We start from the raw sequence: 19,089 nt of genomic DNA on the forward strand, positions 1-19,089 counted from the left end.
TGCCTTGTCAACAGAATTTTTTTTAACGACTGTAATGTTTTGCCGGGGCGGAACAGGGCCGGCATGGACCAATCGTATGAATTTTGCGTGTTGAATCTTTATCGTTATCGATGATTATCCGACAGCTTGTTCCTGGCCCGAGCGATTGCCCTGGCGGGACAATTGTCGTGTTGTGGAAGTCCCGGATTTCTGGTAGTTTTGTAAAACGACAAATTCCATTCCGGTCCCAGGCCGGACAAGACGATGATCCCGATTCCGGACAGACCATGAAATTCGAAGGAAATCTCAGTAAGTTCTTTCCGCCGGACCTTCTCCTGTTTCTTGCGAACATGGGGCAGGAAGGCATGCTGACCGTCAGTGACCCAAACGATGTCCTGACGATATTTTTCAAGAACGGGCAGGTGGTCGACGCCCGGAGCCGGCTTGCCGACGACAAGATGCTCAAAGCCCTTGTGATCCGTAAGCATATCGATAGAGCGACCTACCGGCACATCATGGTTCTGCGCAGGGAAACCGGCATGGGACTCATGGAGATCCTCGAGAAACTTTCGCCGTTTCCCCTGAACCGTATCGACGAAATCGTCATCGCTGGAATCCGCGAGGTGGTGTTTCAGTTTTTCCTGCTCAAAGACGGGTCCTTCGAGTTTTCGAGCATCCATGTGGAGCAGGCCCGGACACACAGCGCCCTGGCACCCCAGACGCTGGCCTTTGAAATCGCCCGATGGGTCGATGAATGGGCCGACATCGAACGGACATTCTCGTCTTTCGACCGCAAGGCACACGTCAAAGACACGGACAGCGGATCACGGGAGCCTGAGGTTCAGATGGTCCTGAACCTTTTGGGGGATGGAAAGACCATTCGTGATATCCTTGACCTGAGCCCCATGCCCAGCTTCGAGACACTCAAAGTCGTCGAGAAAATCATCGAAAATTCCTGGGCCGTTCTTCTGCCCAGAGAAAAAAACGATCTTACGTCACCCGCCGACCGGGACGACACGTTTCATTCGTTCAAAAAAGCCTTCAAAGGAATTCTCACGGAAAAAGAGCCCCTGCGCCGGGTCAAGGGCCTGATCGATTTCTGCAAGGACCATTTTGATCTGACCTTTCTTTTTTCCGCCACAAAGACCACCCTGATCCGGTCTGTCGTGTTCTACGTGGGCGACCAGGGGACCCTGAAAAGCCGCGAAACGAGAAACACGCCCTATGCGATGGCCCATGACCCGGTTTTTTCGAGGGTTTATACATCGGGGTTTTCTTTTTTCGGCCATGTGTTTCAAACCGCGATCACAAACGGCCTGTACCCCATGCCCGAGGCGGGGGAGTGCGCCATCATTCCCCTGTCCCGCAAGGGCGACCGGATAAATCTGCTCTTTGCCGTCGCCGCGCCGGATACGGGCGGGCTCGGCCCCTTTCACTATCTCGAACTCCTGTCCTGGCTGGTCAACCCCCATACCCGGTCCCTTTCCGATGACGGCGGCCTTCAGCACGCAGAGTCTCGGCCCTCCAACCCCGCACCGAAAAAAGACGTGTCGGAACTGATCCGTGACCTGCCTCCCATGCCCCATCTGGCGGCCCATATGCTTCAGATCCTGTCCGATCCCGACAGTTCGGTGGACGATCTGACCGGTGTGATGATTCAGGACCAGGCCATGGCGGCCACCCTGATCAAGGTGGCCAATTCGGCCCTTTACCGCACGGGCCGGGACGTGGTCACACTGAACGATGCGGTGGCCAAGCTGGGATTCAAAGCCGTTCGCAGTCTGGTTCTTACGGCCACCACCCAGTCCCTGTTTCCGAAAAACAACAAAAGCCTGGAAATGATCAGCCATGACCTGTGGCAGCATTCCAAGGAATGCGGTCTGGCTTCCCGTATCGTCGCCGAGGCCCTCGGGGCGGTCGATCCGGAGGAGGCCTTTGTGGCCGGGCTTCTTCATGATATCGGAAAACTGGCCATGCTGTTGACCTACACGTCGGACTACCAGGATATTCTTCGAAAACAGCGTGTGGACGGCTGCTCCAGCCTGGAGGCCGAAAAAACGGTGCTGGGTTTCGATCACTGCGAGATCGGGGCCATGTTCATGGACAAGTGGCACATGCCCCGGCATCTGAAAGAGGCCGTCATCTTTCATCATCTGTCCCGGGACGGGGCGGATGTGTCGCCGCATGCCCGGGTGGTTTGTCTTGGAAACCTCCTCAGTCATACCCATGGAAACCGTCCCGATGAACGGTTGATCCATGATCCGGCGCCTCTCGCCATGGCCTTTGACGCCCTGAAAATTGATTCGGCGACCCGCACGGCTCTGACGGAACGGGTGGCTTCTACCTTCAAACACGCAGACATTTTCGATTGACGGGCCGCCCTAAAGAGACGGGATGATCGGCATAGAACGCCTTGCCTGGCAAGGCGACGGCCGGGTTGGGAAAAAATATCGTTGACATTAGAACGAACGTTCGTATATACATTTGTTCTAAAAAAAGGAGCTCTCCTATGGTACGGCAACGCACGAAAAAAAAACGAATCGATACACGGCAGGCCATCATTGACGCTGCCGGAGAACTGTTCGCCATTCGGGGGCTGGACGGAACCAGCATCCGCGAAATCGTCAAAGCGGCGGGCACCGCCTTGTGTTCGGTGAATTATCATTTCGAGAACAAGGAACAGCTTTACGTGGAATGTGTCCGCCATGTGATCGAGGACAAACTGGCCCTTGAAAAAGCCCTGGAGGTTCTGGATGATCCGTCCCCCCTGTCACAGGAAGCGTTTACGACCCTGCTTTCCGAGATGATCCGCAGGATGTTCTTTCTTTTTCTGAACCCGGACAATCCATACTGGTACGGGATCCTCTTGATCCGGGCCAAGCAGGAATTCAATCCCAGGGTCAAACCGGTGATCACCAGCATCACCGACCCCGAAAGAATCAAGAATTTTCTGGTTCGCCATATTCCGGATCTTGATGTCAATGAGGCCTATCTGTGGGTGTTCAACCTGGTGGCCCAGATCCAGTACTATGTGGTGTCCAAATGGACGGTCCTGAAAACCCTGGGGAAAAAGGAATACGATCAGGACTGGATGGATATGATTGCCAATTACACGGCGGATAATCTATTGAAAACACTTCATTTGTCTGATCATCATCAGGAATGGGGCGCGGTATGCGAATAAACCGGGATGGCTCTTTGGCAGGGGAGATACGACGATTCGGGCGTTTTCTGTGTGCGGCCGTGCTGCTGGTCTGTTTCTGTCCGCCTGTTTTTTCACAGCCGCTTCCCCGGGTTGGGATCGGCGTGGTGTACGACGGCCCGGCGCCCTTGTTTCATCAGAACCGGCAGATGCTGATCGATGAAATCATCGAACTGACAGCCGGAGAATTCGATGTCCGGTTCGACGAGGACGCGGTGGTCGACGGACAGTGGGACAAAGAACGCATCGCCCGGTCCGTGGCCGCGCTGATGGCTGATCCCGAGGTGGATATCCTTCTGTGCCTCGGGGTTATGGCATCGGCAGAGATCGCATCGTATGCGTCCCTGTCCAAACCCGTCATCGCCTCATCGGTGTACGCCGGACAGATCGGCGACCCCCATGTCGGACGTCCCCGTTTACCGGCCAACCTGAACGTCATCGTTTCCAGCGGGGAATTCGACAAGACCCTCGATGCCTTTCTTCGTTTCAAGGCGTTTACCCATCTGGCCCTGATTGTGGATCGCCATGTGCTCGACGCCGTCCCCGGTCTTGCCGCCTATTACGAAAAAGCCGGGGCTGACCGGCAGGTGAGGCTGGATGTCCTGCCGGCCGGAGACCGTGCCGATGACGTACTCGATCGTTTGCCGGACACGGTGGACGGTGTGCTTGTGGCACCGCTGCTCAGTTTTCCCCTTGCGGAACTGGATCGTCTGATCGACGGGCTCAACCGTCGAAAACTTCCGGGTTTTTCTCTTTTGGGCCGAAGTGACGTCACGCGCGGGCTTTTGGCCGGTCTGACCTACGGCGCCGAGTCCCTGCGGCTGATCCGTCGGATCGCATTGAACGTGCAGCGGATTCTTCTGGGGGAAAGCCCCGATGTCTTTGACTCGTCCTTTTCCGATCAGGGCAACGTCGTCATCAATATGGAAACGGCCCGATTGATCGGCTTTTATCCGGAGTGGGATATCCTGGCCCGGGCGGAACTGATTCACGAGAAGGATAACCGTAATCTGCCCCGACTCGATCTGGCCACGGTGATGGAGACGGTCCTCACACAAAATCCCGACATGGCCGCCGGACGGAACCGGGTAGCCGCAGGCGAACAGGAGGTGAACAAGGCCCGATCGTATCTGATTCCTAAAGTGACCCTCGAAAGCACCGGTATCGTGATCGACGAAAACCGCGCCGAGCTGAGTTTCGGCACGGAATCGGAAAAAAAATGGGACGCCGGCATCACCGCCGGCCAGATGCTTTTTTCCGAAAAGGCCTGGTCCGGCTGGCGGTCCGTCAAACACCTCCAGGAGGCACGCCTTCAGGAATTTGAAACCCTCAAGCTGGATTTGTGTCTTGAAGCGGCAAGGGCTTACATGAATGTGCTTAGGGCACGCACCTTTGAACGGATTCTTACCAACAACCTGAAGCTGACCGAGGCCAACCTGAACCGGGCCCGGACCCGTCAGACCGTGGGCACGGCCGGTGCCTCCGAAGTCTATCGCTGGGAAAGCGAAATTGCCAAAAAGAAAAAAGAGAGGTTTGCGGCCCAGGCCTCCGTGGCCCAGGCCGCGGGCGCCTTCAACCGGATTCTGGGGTACCCCCTGTCCCATGAGACGGCCCTCGACGAGGTCAGCGTCTCCGATCCGGTCCTTCTGATCAGCGACGAGCGGTTTCTGCCCCGGGTGAATACTCCGGAAAAACTTCGACGGTTCAACGATTTCATGGTTCAGGAAGGTCTTGACCGGGCCCCTGAACTCAAACGCCTGGATGCGGCGCTCAAAGCAGGGAAACAGCAGGTGCTGTCCGCCCGGCGGGCCCATTATCTGCCCGAAGTGGCCTTAAAGGGACAGATCAGCGATGTGTTCGACCGGGACGGATTCAGTCAGGTGGCCGATGCCCGGGACAAAACGGCCTGGAGTGTGGCCGTCAACGCCTCGTTTCCCCTGTTCACGGGTGGCGCCAAAACAGCCGATTATCTCAAAACCCGTGAAGAATTGGGAGCGCTGCGCATGGAGCGTCAGTCCGCCGCCGCCCGGATCGAAGAGAAGATCCGGTTTATGCTCGAGGAAGCCAAGGCCTCCTACCGGGGGATCGCCCTGGCCAGGGACGCGGCCCGGGCAGCCGCGAAAAATCTCGAGCTGGTGACCGATGCCTATGCCCGGGGCATGGTGTCGATCATCGATCTTCTCGATGCCCAGAACGCCTCGATGATGGCGGACCTGGGGGCGGACAACGCCGTCTACGATTTCGTCATCGATATGCTGGGGGTTCAGCGGGCCATCGGCCATATCGATTTTTCAGGAAATGACTCGGTCGCCGATGATTTTTTCCGGCGTCTCGACCGATTTGAAGGCCAGGCCGGCTCCTGAACCGTTTTAATTTCATTTGGATAACAAGAGGGTGTCTATGAAACAGAGGTCGATTTACGGCATGATCGTCGGAATGATCCTGACGCTGACCGCCATGGGATGCACAGACAATGACACACAGGAAACCGAGGTGATCCGGCCGGTGAGATATGAGGTGGTCACCTCGTCGGCGGGGCTCAGAACCCGGGTGTTTTCCGGAACAGCCAAATCCTCCCTGACATCCAACCTGAGCTTTCGTGTGCCCGGTACCGTCAGCCGTGTGGCGGTCAAGGTCGGGGATACGGTTCAAAACGGTCAGATCATTGCCGTTCTGGATCCCAAAGACTACATGCTCCAGGTCCAGGACGCCGAGGCAGGGCTGGCCCTGGCGACCGCCCAGGCCCTGAACGCTTCGTCCAACTATGAACGGGTCCGCAAACTCTACGAGAACGACACCGTCTCCAAGAGCGATCTCGACAATTCCCGGGCCGCCTTTGATTCGGCCCAGGCCCAGGTCCGGTCCATTGAAAAGAAGCTGGAACTGGCCCGGTTGAAAATGGGCTACACCGAACTTTTAGCCCCCTTCACCGGGGCCGTGTCCCAGGTTCTGGTCGATGAAAGTGAAAACATCGCCGCCGGTCAGCCCGCCGTGGTTTTGACGTCCGAAACCTCGCCCGAGGTCCAGGTGGCCATCCCCGAGGTTCTGATTTCACGCATCGCCGAAGGTGACGCCGCGACCGTTCACTTCGACGCCCTTCCCGGAAAAACCTTCGAGGGAACGGTGAGGGAAGTGGGGGTGGCCGCCACCCGCTTTGCCAACACCTATCCGGTGACCCTGTCCATCGCCTCAAACGGTTCGTTGATCAAGCCCGGGATGGCGGCCAGCGTGACCTTTGTGTTCGGGTCCGAGGACTCGACGGCCATTTACGTTCCGCCTCACTGTGTGGCGGAGGACAGGGGCCTGAGGTTTGTCTATCTGGTCATTCCCACGGAAAAGGGGCTCGGCACGGTCAAAAAGGTTAAGGTGGAAACCGGCGAGCTGGTATCCGAAGGCCTTTCGGTCACATCGGGGCTCATGGACAACGACCGGGTGATCACCGCGGGCATCAGTCGTCTCGAAGAAGGCATGACGGTGCGTCTGCTCGACCACACCCCCTTCGAACGCCCGGCGCCCGGCGATGCGGCCCATCTCAATTGAAAAGGACTCTTCGATGAATCTTACCGCCCTGGCCCTTAGGTGGAATCGTCTGACTGTTGTGCTGGTCGCCGTGATCATCATCGGCGGTCTTCTTGCCGCCAAACACATTCCCCAGGCCGAAGATCCGGGATTCATCATCCGGACCGCCATGGTCAGCACCTATTTCCCCGGCGCGAGTCCCGAGCGGGTGGAACGGCTGGTCACCGACAAGCTGGAAAAGGCTGTTCAGGAAATTCCCGAGCTCGACTATGTGAAAAGCGAATCCCGCACCGGGATTTCCATCATCTATGTGAACATCAAAAACGAGTACAAAAAACTCCGTCCCATCTGGGACGATCTGCGTCGCAAGGTGGACGCCGCCCGCACGGATCTGCCCGATGAAATCATCGGTCCCTTTGTCAACGATGAATTCGGCGATGTGTTCGGCATTATCATGACCCTGACCGGCGAGGGGTTCAGGTATGCCGAGCTCAAGGATATCGCCGATGAGGTCAAGGACGAGCTTCTGTGCATCGACGACGTGGCCCGGGTGGATATTTACGGAGCCCAGGACGAGCGGATCTTCATCGAGTTCAACAATTCCAGGCTGGCCGAACTGGGCATGTCACCCATGTATGTCCGGCAGATTTTAGACGGGCGGAACATCATTATCCCCGGCGGATCCGTCACGGCGGGGCATGAACGCATCGCCCTCGAGCCCACGGGCAATTTCGAATCCGCCGAAGAAATCCTGAAAACCGTCGTGACCCTGCCGGGCAAGGACGAGGTCGTGTACCTGGGCGATCTGGTATCCATGACCCGGGGGTACATCGACCCGCCGTCCTCGATCATGCACCATAACGGCGTACCCTGTCTGGGGCTGGGTATATCCATGCGTGACGGGGGCAATATCCTGACTCTGGGAGAAGAGGTCAGTGAGCTTAGAAATCGGATACTTGAACTGTATCCCATCGGAATCGAGTTCGACTTTCTGGCGTTTCAGCCCGACCGGGTCCATCGCAGCGTCAGCAATTTCAGGGACAACCTTTTCCAGAGCATCGCCATCGTCATTGCGGTGATGCTGATCGCCCTGGGTCTCAGAACCGGCGTGCTGGTGGCCGGCCTGATTCCGGTGACCATCATGATGGCCCTTCTTGTCATGCGGTTTCTGGGCATCGGCATCGATCAGATTTCCCTGGCGGCCCTTCTGATCGCCCTGGGCATTCTGGTTGACAACGCCATCGTGATAAGCGAATCCATCATGACCCAGTGCCGGGAAGGCAAGCCCGTCAAACAGGCGGCCATTGATTCGGCAGCAGAGCTGGCCCGCCCATTATTGACGGCATCGCTCACCACCTCCCTGGCCTTTCTCCCGATTTTCATGGCGAAATCCTCGGTGGGGGAATACACGGCGCCCCTGTTCAAGGTGGTGTCCATCACCCTCGTCAGTTCATGGTTCCTGGCGCTGACCGTGATTCCGCTTTTGTGTGTCCGGTTTCTCAAGGTCGCCGGCTCTGACGGCGAAGGAAGCTACCAGACGCCTTTTTATAAATGGTACAGACGGATGATCGAGGCCATGCTCCGGCATCGTCTGCCGGTTCTGGGCCTGATCATCGTGCTGTTCGTCGCGGCCATGGCCGGTTTCCGCTATGTTCCCAAACGCTTCATGCCCGATTCGGACCGCAGCATCATCACGGCCTTGATTCGGACCCCTCCGGGATCGGACATTCATTACACAGAGCGGCAGGTGGCCGAACTCGAACGGTTTATCCGGTCCGAGTTGATGATCGGTCCGGATCGGGAAGAGGGGGTCGTCAACTGGGGCAGTTTTATCGGAAAGGGCGCACCGCGTTACATTCTGCCCTACAGTCCCGAACCGCCGGAATCCAGCGTGGCTTACATGATCATCAACACCACAAACTTCGAAGCGGTCATGCCCGCCATTCAAAGGCTGGAGCACTATTGCGACACCTGTCTGCCGGACCTGACCGTCAAGATCGCCCGTCTTCCCGTGGGGCCGCCGGTCAATCATCCGGTGGCGGTGAGGCTTTCCGGAAAAGAGACCGACCGGCTTCTCGCTCTGGTCGATCAGGTTAAAGAACGTCTCCGTCAGATGCCCGGTGTCCGCCAGACCGGCGACGACTGGGGGATGCGCACCAAGAAGCTGGTGGTCCGGATCAACCAGGAGCGGGCCCGGCGGGCCGGGGTCAGCAGTCAGGATATCGCCGTTTCGCTCCAGTCCATGCTCAGCGGGGTGACCATCGGCCGTTATCGCGAAAACGACGATCTGATTCCCATTACCCTGCGTTCGGTGGCTGCGGACCGGACGGACATGTCCAAGCTCGAAAGTCTCAATGTCTATGCCCTGGCAGGCGGACGATCCGTGTCTCTCAAGCAGGTGGCCGACGTGGAGGTCGTCTGGGAACAGTCCAAGATCCTCAGAAGGGACCGGCTGAAAACCGTGGAAGTCTATGCGGATCTGTATGACGGCTACAATGCCCTTGAGATCAATGAGGCCCTGACATCCTGGCTGGACGGGGGAAAACGGCAGTGGGGCCTGGGCTACCGGTACGACATCGCGGGGGAGGCGGAAAAGTCCGCCGAATCCAATGCGTCCATCGCCGAGCAGCTTCCCTTTGCAGCCATGCTGATTCTTCTGCTTCTGGTGGCCCAGTTCAATTCCATAAGGCGACCGCTGATCCTTCTTTCCATCGTACCCTTAGGCATGATCGGGGTGACCTGCGGTCTTCTGGTCGCAGGGTCCTATTTCGGGTTCATGACCCTTCTGGGTATCGTGGCCCTTTCGGGTATCGTCATCAACAACGCCAATGTGCTGCTCGACCGCATCCGCATCGAAATCGAGGACAACGGGCTTCCGCCGCAGCGGGCCATCGTCGAGGCGGCCCAGCGGCGTCTTCGGCCCATCCTGTTGACCACGCTGACCACGGCCGGCGGTCTGATTCCCCTGTGGATCGGCGGCGGTCCCATGTTCCGGCCCATGGCCATCGCCATCATTTTTGGCCTGCTGTTCGCCACCGTCATCACCCTCGGGGTGGTACCGATGCTGTATTCCCTGTTTTTCAGGGTAAAGGTGGGGTAGGTCATTCGCCCCGGGCAATCGCACGTATGTGCCCGGTTGATTGAGTTTTTCCTGAATCGGGGCAATCGCCTGGATCTGCACGTGGTGTTACTCAGCCTGACGTCGTGCACCATGCCCTTGGCATGGTCATGTTTTCTCTGTGCCTTGGTGTCTCCGTGAGAAAACAAAAAAACCTACGTAACATCGGGGAAGCCGGTTTAGGGCTCTCACACAGACACAAAGAGTAAATCCGGACATGCCGGGGCATGTCGCACGGCAACGATCCCATGTCATGACAGAAAAGAGCCACGGCTCTTTTCCTTCGTGCTCTTCGTGAGCTTCGTGGTCAAACCATTCAACCACTCGGTCGCTGCGCTCCCTGAAGAACACGAAGAGCACGAAGGGATCATGATTTGTCACTGCTTGGCGCCACCATCGCGAACGTGCGTTCTCATGACCGTAAACGTGAACGGCATGATCCGTCCCGCAGGAAGAGGCCATGCGTTTTAAAGATCATACATGCGATGGCCCTGGTAATTGCCCCTTGTCCGGCACGTGGTGATGTGATAAAAATAAGAATCTTTTTCGTTTGCCTATTCCATTCGTTTCGTATACAACCATTCGCCTGTCTCAAAAATTTAACGTTTCAATAACAGGGGTAATTATGAAAAAAGCTTCAGATTTCAGTTTCTTCAGCGGCGGTCTCAAAGGAGCTGAACAAGCCTTTGGTGAACTTGCGGAAAAATACGGCGTCAAAGAGACGACACTGTCCTTTCAGGGGCATGAACCGGACCGGAATCGGAATGTCCTGATTCTTTCGGACAACGACCTCAAGCTTGGCGACATCAGCATGGAAATCGTCTCCAAACGCATGGGACGACGCTATGCACAGACCGACAGGATCCGCAAGGTCTTCCAGGTGATTTTCCATATGGTGAACAAGGGATTGCAGGTGTTTGCCGTGGGCTGGATCCAGGACGACAAGACGGTCAAAGGCGGTACGGGCTGGGGCGTCGAACTTGCCAAGTTCTTCAACCGGCCGGTCAGCGTGTTCGATCAGACAAAAAACGTCTGGTTCAGCTGGATTGACAACGACTGGAAAGAGGATGTTCCCGTCATTTCCCACAACACCTTTTGCGGTACCGGCACACGGTCTCTTTCCGCTGAAGGCAGAAAAGCCCTCGAGGATCTGTTCGCCCGGTCCTTCGCATAAGCAGGCGCTCCCTGGTAATCATGTCCCTGATTCAGGGATATGATTCACCGTGGAGCCTGCACGCCTCTTCCCCACTATTGGGTTTCCGACTTACATTCCAATGCCGTCCTTTGATGACTTTTTACGAGTTCATCAAATAATAATATCGTTTTTTCAAACTGATGGGCACCTTGCTTTCTCTGGAGGCGGCATCTTTCAATGGTATGATTTACCATTAAATATGTTTGCGTATTAAAAGCGTTTCATATTATAGTTCCGGAACAATATTTACGTATGTTAACGGTTCTATTGGGCTACAAACAAACGTAACTCGTGTCAGTTCTTTTAAAAAATGCAAATTTGGAGAATTAAAAAATGAAAAAAATCATCTTGTTTTTTTCGCTGCTGTTTGTGTTTGCAGCCTGTTCGAGTGACAGTCATCATGACAGCTCCAATCTGTTTTCAGAGGCCACCAGAGCGGCCTTTAAAACATCGGTGGATGATTCACTGGCTGCGGCAACTTACAATAGCGGGATTTCCGTTGCGGTGTATAAAGATGGGTATGCCATGTGGACCTATGCCGCAGGAAATGCCGAAACGGGTGTCGATATGACGACGTCCACACCGGGCTATGCATACAGCATCACAAAAACCATGGTCTCTGCGCTGATACTCTCACAAATTGAAGATGGCCTCTATTCCCTTGACGATACCGTCGATGATTTATTGAATGATCAGGCCGATTATGGTTCGTTCAACACAACGAACATAAACGTTGATGCGACGGTCGAGCAACTCCTGAACCACACGTCGGGTATGCCTGACTATGCCGCAAACCTCACGCCGTTGCTGGCCATGTGCAATCCGGCTTACACCACATGGAAACCCGCAGACATTCTGAATAATATCGTCTTTCTCCCGTTCAATGTCGCGGCGGGCTTTCAATATTCCAATACAAACTACATTCTTTTAGGAATGATTGCCGAACACATGGGTGGCGACACCCTGAATAGTCTCCTTTCGGATCAATTTTTCAACATTCTGGGCATCGATGCCTGTCTTGCACCTCAGGATCCGATTCCCTACACCACCATCGCCCATCCCTATGATGACGCCTATATTTTTGGTGATGGCACGACACCGCCGCTGGGAACCTTTATGGATATGAGCCTTGCCCTTTTCAGTGTCTATCCCACCTTCAATTATTATGATGGCGTGGGTCGAGGCACCTGGGCAGCGGGAGGCATCATCTCGACTCCGAATCAATTGGCCAGGTGGGGATTTGAGCTTTATGATGCGGACGGCGATGCTGTCACTTCTGACGTGAGAACGGAGATTAAAGATTCAGCGCCTGCAGATAATACCTACGGCTATGGTGTCGGGTATGACGATTTCACATACGATGACGGTACGATTGGAGGGTTATACGGCCATGGCGGGTCTGCGCCTGGCTATAAAAACGTGATGAGATATGAAAAAAATCAGCGCATCACGGTTGTCATAATGACAAATGCAAATAATTCAACGACCGGGTTAGACCTGGTGGATCTGGATGGTCTGGTCGAGGATATTCTCAATGATTTTAAGGATAATAACGAATAGTTTTTGATTGAATACATTGATTCAGTCGAGGAGGATGTTTCCGTCATTTCCCAGGACACCTTTTGCGGTACCGTAGCGCGGTCTCTTTCCGATGAAGGCTGAAAAGCCGTCAGGAAAGAGGCAGCGTCACCGTAAAGCAGGTCCCCGCGTTGGGGCGGCTGTCGACGCTGATGGTTCCTCCGTGGAGCTCGACCAGTTGACGGGTGATGAACAGGCCGAGGCCCGTGCTTTTTTCACCGCGGGTCCCTTTTCGGGAGCCTTTGGAATAGCGATCGAAGATGGTGGGCAGGATGTCCGGCGGAATGCCGATGCCGTTGTCCGTGACGGCGACGCACAGGGTGTTGTCGTTGATCTGATGGGTACACGACAGCGTGATCTGCCCGCCCGGCGGGGTGAATTTCACGGCGTTGGACAACAGGTTGTTGAACACCCGGGTGAGGGCGTTGGTGTTTCCTTTGATCAGAGGGATGGTCCCGGACGACGCCTGGACAATGGAAATGTTTTTCAGCATGGCGGATGAGGACGCCGTGGAAACGCAATTGTCGAGGAGATCTGCCGGGTTCAGCGGGAACATGCGGACATCTTCCCGTTTCTGGGTGACCAGGGAAAAATCGAGCAGGGACTCGATCATGTCCTGGAGCTGTTTGCCGGCGGTCATGATCTTGGTCAGGTAGGACCGGTGGTTTTCAGCCGGTGATCCGGTTTTCATTATCAGCTCGGTATAGCCCAGAATGCCCTGGAGGGGCGATCTGAAATCGTGGGAGCAGGCCGCGAGAAAGTGGTCCTTCATGCGGTTCAGATCCTCGAGTTCCACGATATGGTACTCGAGGATTTTGGTGAGTCTGCGCTGTTCGAGATGGGCGCTGATCCTCGCCACCAGTTCTTCAGGGATAAAGGGCTTGAACAGGTAATCGGTGGCCCCCGCCTTGAAAAGCCGGATTATGGTGTCCTTGTCGGTCTGGGAACTTAAGATGATGACCGGAAGTTCTCTGCGCCCCAACTCGTTTCTGATTTTTCGGCAGAGTTCGTCCCCGTCCATGGTTTTCATGATCAGATCACTGAGCACCAGATCAATGACCGGCGTTTCCTGTTTCAGATACTCAAGGGCAGGAGCTCCGTCGTCCGCCTCGTGAATGACGACATCAAGGCCGCTCAGGCTGTTGACAATGCTCATCCGGGCCGAGAGGCTGTCTTCGGCCACAAGAATGTGAAGGGGGTCGGATTGGGGGCTATCCACGCATGCATCCATGGGATCCAATGTCATCTGACTTAAGGTCGTGACGGGCACGCTGCGCTTTGCCCATCAACGTTAACGGCATTGATATTTAATTTACAAATTTTTCGGTCGTATCCGGCAAAAACTTGAGTTTTTTTTCATTATAAGGGCCGGGAGCCGCGGCTGTTTTTTAGCTTCAATCCCGAGACCGTCGGCGTTTGAGACAATAACCCGCACCGGCCAGGTTCAGGATGAGGCTCAGGCCGAGTATGGCGGCCACAGGCCTCGAAAGGGCGGGGCGCTCAAGATCGCTTTTAAGCCGATTGTCATCCGGCGAAAGCGGGGCGTTTTGGGGAGCCACGCGGATCTGGGCTTTCTCCGCGTGGCCCATGCCGTCTTCCACCGTGATTGTCCAGGTGCCGTCGGTGTCGGGCACAAAGGCGAACATCCCGTTTTTATCGGTCCGGCCGTTCTGATGTTCGATGTTCGGATCGGCGGGGCTGAATACCAGCACCTCGGCATACTGCATGGGGGTGTCGTCCGAGTAAAAAAACGACACGGCCAGGGTTCCGGAGGGATCGAGCAGGCGGTGGGCCGTGCCGTGGGCGAAGATTTTTCCGGGTGTGATGATGATGGCCGGCATCAGAAAACAAGCGGTTAGAATCAAGCGCATGGTCATGGTTTCATCCTGAATATGAAGAAGGTCATGTATTGATGGTAATCAAGTTCTGTTTCATTGGGCAGATCCACCAGGTGACGGGCGGAAATGACCTGCCAGTCCGTTTTTGACAGCGTTACGGCGGCGATGCCCTGGTCATCGGTACGGGTTTTTACGGAATCAGGGCCTGTGATGTCCACCTGTTTGAGGGGCTTGCCCTCAAACAGCAGCTTGATGTTGACGTTTTGCCCGGGGGTCAGGCCAAGGGGGCCGGTTTCAGGCACCAGTTCGAAGATAAGGCCCAGGGGACGGGTCAGCACCTCGCCGTCCTGGAATACCGTCTTGGATGTCTGGGTAGACACGAAGGCCTTGATGACTTTGAATCCCTGTTTTTCCGCGTCCGAACGGGACATGAGTTTTTTGCCCCGGGTGGTGGTGACCCTTGGGCCCCAGTCGCAGCGCACCGCCGCGACAGCGGGGAAGGGGGCCTTGAAAAAGGCCCGGTCTTTTCCGTCCTCGCGTGAAAGGGAATATTCGGTACCGTCGGAACCAAGGGCCCGGATCGCGGTGACGGCCATGGGATTGTAAGCCTCCGTGGTGTCCGGCATGGTCCCCCGGGCCACGGCGTAACCATCGGCCTCAGGGATAACCCAGAGGTGATGGGCCAAAGCGGGGCTTGTAAACAAAGCGGCTCCCATCACCCACAGGCCCAGTACAACGAGACGTTTTACGGGTGTGTTCATGCGTTTCTCCTTATAAATCGATTTTAAGGCCGACCGTTGCGATCAGGCCCGGGGCGATGGTGTTGCCTGTGGAATTCGAAAGGAAAATCGGATACTCCTCGTCAAGCAGGTTTTCGATGTTCAGATAGGCGGTAAACCGATCGAGGAACCGTCGGGACAGGGCGAGGTCAAGCGTCCAGTAGTCGCTGGTCTTCAGGGTGTTTTCGTTGTCGTAGTAGATGTCTGTGTAGTAATTGCCGGTCAGTGAGGCATTGATGATGTCCGGATTGTCGTACCGCAGGCCTGCGTGAAATTTGTGACGGGGATCGTTGGGCAGGTAGTTGCCTTCGAGGGCCGCGTTCTCATCATCCTTGTCCACCTTGGAGATGTTGAAGGTGTAGTTGGAAAAGACACTCAGGCCGGCCGCCGGATACCAGGAAAGTTCCGCCTCGATGCCGTAGATATCCACCTTGCTGATGTTGTCCAGCTGGTAGTCGTAGCGGGTCCGTCCTCCGGATATGGGGGCGGTGCCGATCAGACGGTCGCCGATGTAATCTTTGGCAAAGGACTGGTAGAAGGTCGCTTTGGCCCGGAGGGTGTCGGTCAGACTGCGTTCGGCGCCGATGTCCCAGGACCAGATTTCCTCGGGATCGAGGTTGGGGTTTGCCTCACGGTAGTAAGTGCCGCCGCCGCGCACATGAACCTTGTACAGTTCGAACAGGCTGGGGGCGCGGAACCCCTTGCCGCCGGAGGCACGCAGCGTGGTTTTGTCATCCGGGTGCCAGGAAAGGCCGAGTTTGGGTGAAAAACTATCGGCGCTTTCCCGGTCGTACTGGTTGTCGTAGGCCGGTCGCCCCGCGCCGGCCGCCGTGTCCCAGTTGGCACCGTCATCGGTTTCGATTCTATCGTAGCGCCCACCCAGATTCACGATCAGGCGGTTTGACAGCAGACGGGCGTCCACGTTGAAAAAGGGCGACACAAAAGTCTGGGTTCCTTTGGCCCCGGCATCCCGTGTCGAGGTATGGTAATCCTCGTCGTAATCAAGCTCCGCCTGTTTGTAGGACGTTCCCACGGTCAGTTGAAGGGATTTGAAATCGAAGACGGTGGTTTGGACATCGCCGCCCCAGGTCTGGGTGCCCTTGAAGTTTTCATCCCGGAAGGCAGAGGTGTAGTTGTCGTTTGCCGTATCCTGAAAGGCGGTCTTGTCGGCTCGGTTCAGATAAAGAAGCCCTTTGATGCCGAAACGGTCGGTGTCATGGCTGAGGTTCAGCCAGTACTGGTCGAGTTTTAAATCGTTGTGAAAAAATTCCCGGCCCTGGCCCGCGTTCTGGTCGAAGTAAAGGGCGGAAAAGGTCAGATACGATGAGGGGCCAAAATCCCATGCGGCCTTGCCAAAGAGTTTGCCTGTTTCGCGATAACGTTTGATTTCATAGGGTTCCAGATCATCTTTCATGTAAAACCCGTCGCTTTCATGATAGCCGCCGGCCAGCAGGAACCCCATGTCGCCGAGGCCCTGGCTGTGGAAGGCATCACCGGACCAGGTATCTGCCGATCCGCCTTCGGCCTTGAGGCTGGTCTGTCGCTCGCCCCTGGGATGTTTGGTGATGATGTGAATCACCCCGCCCAGGCCTTCGGAACCGTACATGGCCGAGGAAGGACCCCGGAGAACCTCGATGCGTTTGATGGCCTCCCTGGGGATATGCCCCCAGCCCACCCAGGCGATGGCGTTGTTGAAGTTGTCGTTCTGGGGCACCCCGTCCACAAGGATCAACACCCGGTTGTTGCCCACCCCCCGCATCTTGAGGGGGCTGACGATGCCGTTGGTCTGGAGGCCGAAATGCCTGAAATTGTACATGCCGGGCAGACTGCGCACCAGGTCTTCGACCCGATCGAAGGGCGAGGCCATGATGTCCTTTTCCGTCAGGACCGTCACGCTCTGGGCCGCGTCGGACACGGGGATTTCATTTCGCGTGGCCGACACCACCACCGCATCGAGGCGGTGAACCTCGTCTGCCGATACCGAAGCTGCCGTGCCGAGAAGGGGCAGCAGCAGCACCATCATCAGGGGTTTTTTCCATTTCGTCATCATGCTCGGTCTTCCTTTCGTTTTCGGATACGGGCTTTCAGAAAATAAAAAAGCCACGAAGGTCGAACCGGGTTCCGGTTCAGCAGCCTTCGTGGCTTAAGTCATGATCATCAAACGTCTGTGCCAAAACACCTTCGTGGCGTTTTTTAATACGGATTAAAAATCACAGGCCCAAAAAAAAGTCAAGAACGGTTTTCTCGATCAAGCAAACGGTTTGTCAATACCTGGCCTATGGAAAAGGTTATCCACTATCGTGCGGGTTCACCGATGATCACAAGACCGAGCCACGCTTCGTCGATTTTTTTTACTCGCTCGGCGATGGTTGTAAGGGTCCCTTTGACCACGTTTTCCTTGTCAGGATATCCGGCGAAGTAGACGACGGCCACAGGGAGATCGTCCGGGTAGTATTTCCCGAGCCGGTCCGTGAGGGTTTGCATGGATCGGATGGACATGTAGAGAACCAGGGTGCTTTTGTATTTCGACAGGTCCTTGATCATGTCATCGTGTGGTTCGGGGCCTTCTCCAAACAGTGACTCAAAGGAGGCCAGCATTACGAACCTTGTGTCTTCCATGGTCAGCGGCCTTTTTAAAGCGGCGGCCGCTGCATTGACGGCGCCCATGCCCGGTATCACCTCGAACAGACGATCATCGAATCCCTTGAGAATGTATTCGAGTGACGGGCCGTACACGCAAGGGTCGCCGCCGTCCATCATCACCACGGTTTTTCCCTCGTTTATTTTTTCCAGAAGAAAAGCCTGAACCTCGGATCGCCTTCGGTCAAGCTCCTCTGCGTAGGCTTTGGGATGTGTTTGTTTGAGGTTTTTTGAGTCGTTGCCGAAGACGCGCTGCCAGGGATCAAAGGCGATTTTCGACGGATCGATGGTATGACCGAATGCTGAAAATCTTTGGGGCATTCGCGGGGAACACAGGAGCACATCCGCTTTTTCCACAATGGACAAGGCCCTCGGCGCTGTCAGATCAGGTCCCGCCGGTCCCATGCCCACCACGTAAAGTTTGCCCGTGTTTCCTGCCATGGCAGGGCTGGTGTTGAGAGTCATGAAATAAAAAATGCAACAGACACCGGTGAACAACCTTTTTAAAGACATGATAAACGACCTCCCTTTAGTCCCTGAATCGGGTGTGAAAAGCAAAAAAGCCACGAAGGATCGGGACTGTTGGTGTCCAGGCCTTCGTGGCCGACATGATTTGAATCTTAAGTGCTTTGTTGTGAGATGTCTTCATGACGTCATCGTCGTTCTCAGCAAAAAAGCACGGGTCATGGGAAAAGTCAAGGTCTCAACGCGAGGTCGCGGATGGCTTCCTCATCAACACGCATTTTTTAACGGAATGTCACAGCGAAAGCCGAAATGCCGGGCCAGATGGCGCAGTGTCGTTTCACGATAGAACACAACATGGGTGGGATCACGGCGGTAATGCCACATGGGGAAACGGTGGGCCTCGATTTGAAAACAGGTGGAAAGGGCCAGGGGGATAAAGCCCACCATAACGGCAATGGTGGTCATTGCCCGGGGCCGAAGAGGGATTTTGGCGGCCTGGACTGTTTCATTTCGGCCATCATCTGGGCCTGGCCGCCGAAGTCAGACACCTCCGGCAAAGCCGGAGTTTTTTCCAAATGAATAATCTGGTTATGCACTTCGCTCAAGTTGGAGGTGATTTTTCAATTGTTAAACCACCCGTTCGCGTTGCTCACTGAAGGGCACGAAGAGCACGAAGAAGTATGTAAATAGTGGGCTTTTCTTCGTGATCCTTTGTGTTCTTCAGTGAGCGCAGCGAACGGGTGGTTAATAAATCTGTAGCTTTTCTCAAGGGGAAA

The 19,089-nt window shown here is 55.6% G+C and carries 13 protein-coding genes; 7 read left to right on the plus strand and 6 right to left on the minus strand.

What is annotated here, in order from left to right; all coding sequences use genetic code 11:
• Positions 1-266 precede the first annotated feature (266 nt).
• The 7 genes from ACYQ11_RS19660 to ACYQ11_RS19690 all read left to right on the plus strand — a co-directional run bounded on the left by ACYQ11_RS19660 (position 267) and on the right by ACYQ11_RS19690 (position 12,573).
• On the plus strand, positions 267-2,351 hold the full coding sequence (locus ACYQ11_RS19660; protein WP_459925528.1) for an HDOD domain-containing protein: 2,085 nt from the start codon (positions 267-269) through the stop codon (positions 2,349-2,351).
• A 137-nt stretch (positions 2,352-2,488) separates the two neighbouring features.
• The gene (locus tag ACYQ11_RS19665; RefSeq protein WP_459925529.1) at positions 2,489-3,163 is read left to right on the plus strand and encodes a TetR/AcrR family transcriptional regulator; all 675 of its coding nucleotides are present in this window, start codon (positions 2,489-2,491) and stop codon (positions 3,161-3,163) included.
• Positions 3,154-5,544, plus strand: coding sequence for a TolC family protein (locus ACYQ11_RS19670; protein ID WP_459925530.1), 2,391 nt, complete (start codon positions 3,154-3,156; stop codon positions 5,542-5,544). The genes ACYQ11_RS19665 and ACYQ11_RS19670 overlap by 10 nt, the downstream gene beginning before the upstream one ends.
• Positions 5,545-5,581: 37 nt before the next feature.
• Positions 5,582-6,721, plus strand: a complete 1,140-nt coding sequence (locus tag ACYQ11_RS19675; RefSeq protein WP_459925531.1) for an efflux RND transporter periplasmic adaptor subunit — start codon at positions 5,582-5,584, stop codon at positions 6,719-6,721.
• Between the two features lie 13 nt (positions 6,722-6,734).
• The gene (locus ACYQ11_RS19680; protein ID WP_459925532.1) at positions 6,735-9,800 is read left to right on the plus strand and encodes an efflux RND transporter permease subunit; all 3,066 of its coding nucleotides are present in this window, start codon (positions 6,735-6,737) and stop codon (positions 9,798-9,800) included.
• A 643-nt stretch (positions 9,801-10,443) separates the two neighbouring features.
• Positions 10,444-10,992: a hypothetical protein gene (locus ACYQ11_RS19685; protein ID WP_459925533.1), complete on the plus strand. Its 549-nt coding sequence runs from the start codon at positions 10,444-10,446 to the stop codon at positions 10,990-10,992.
• 354 nt (positions 10,993-11,346) lie between these two features.
• Entirely contained in the window at positions 11,347-12,573 is a 1,227-nt protein-coding gene (locus tag ACYQ11_RS19690) for a serine hydrolase domain-containing protein (protein ID WP_459925534.1), read from the plus strand.
• 109 nt (positions 12,574-12,682) lie between these two features.
• Here ACYQ11_RS19690 and ACYQ11_RS19695 read toward each other — a convergent pair whose 3' ends face one another.
• The 6 genes from ACYQ11_RS19695 to ACYQ11_RS19720 all read right to left on the minus strand — a co-directional run bounded on the left by ACYQ11_RS19695 (position 12,683) and on the right by ACYQ11_RS19720 (position 18,778).
• Complete coding sequence (locus ACYQ11_RS19695) at positions 12,683-13,810, minus strand: ATP-binding response regulator (RefSeq protein ID WP_459925535.1); 1,128 nt, start codon at positions 13,808-13,810, stop codon at positions 12,683-12,685.
• Positions 13,811-13,985: 175 nt separating this feature from the next.
• Positions 13,986-14,468, minus strand: coding sequence for a hypothetical protein (locus ACYQ11_RS19700; protein ID WP_459925536.1), 483 nt, complete (start codon positions 14,466-14,468; stop codon positions 13,986-13,988).
• Complete coding sequence (locus ACYQ11_RS19705) at positions 14,465-15,190, minus strand: DUF4198 domain-containing protein (RefSeq protein ID WP_459925537.1); 726 nt, start codon at positions 15,188-15,190, stop codon at positions 14,465-14,467. The genes ACYQ11_RS19700 and ACYQ11_RS19705 overlap by 4 nt, the downstream gene beginning before the upstream one ends.
• Before the next feature lie 10 nt (positions 15,191-15,200).
• Positions 15,201-17,258 carry a TonB-dependent receptor plug domain-containing protein gene (locus tag ACYQ11_RS19710; RefSeq protein WP_459925538.1) on the minus strand — a complete coding sequence of 686 codons (2,058 nt, stop codon included), beginning with the start codon at positions 17,256-17,258 and terminating at the stop codon, positions 15,201-15,203.
• 245 nt (positions 17,259-17,503) lie between these two features.
• Positions 17,504-18,361 (minus strand): SAM-dependent methyltransferase, encoded by an 858-nt coding sequence (locus ACYQ11_RS19715; protein ID WP_459925539.1) that lies wholly within the window; start codon positions 18,359-18,361, stop codon positions 17,504-17,506.
• A gap of 219 nt (positions 18,362-18,580) precedes the next feature.
• Positions 18,581-18,778, minus strand: a complete 198-nt coding sequence (locus tag ACYQ11_RS19720; RefSeq protein ID WP_459925540.1) for a hypothetical protein — start codon at positions 18,776-18,778, stop codon at positions 18,581-18,583.
• Between the last annotated feature and the right edge of the window lie 311 nt (positions 18,779-19,089).

The organism is Desulfatiferula olefinivorans, from assembly GCF_054657895.1.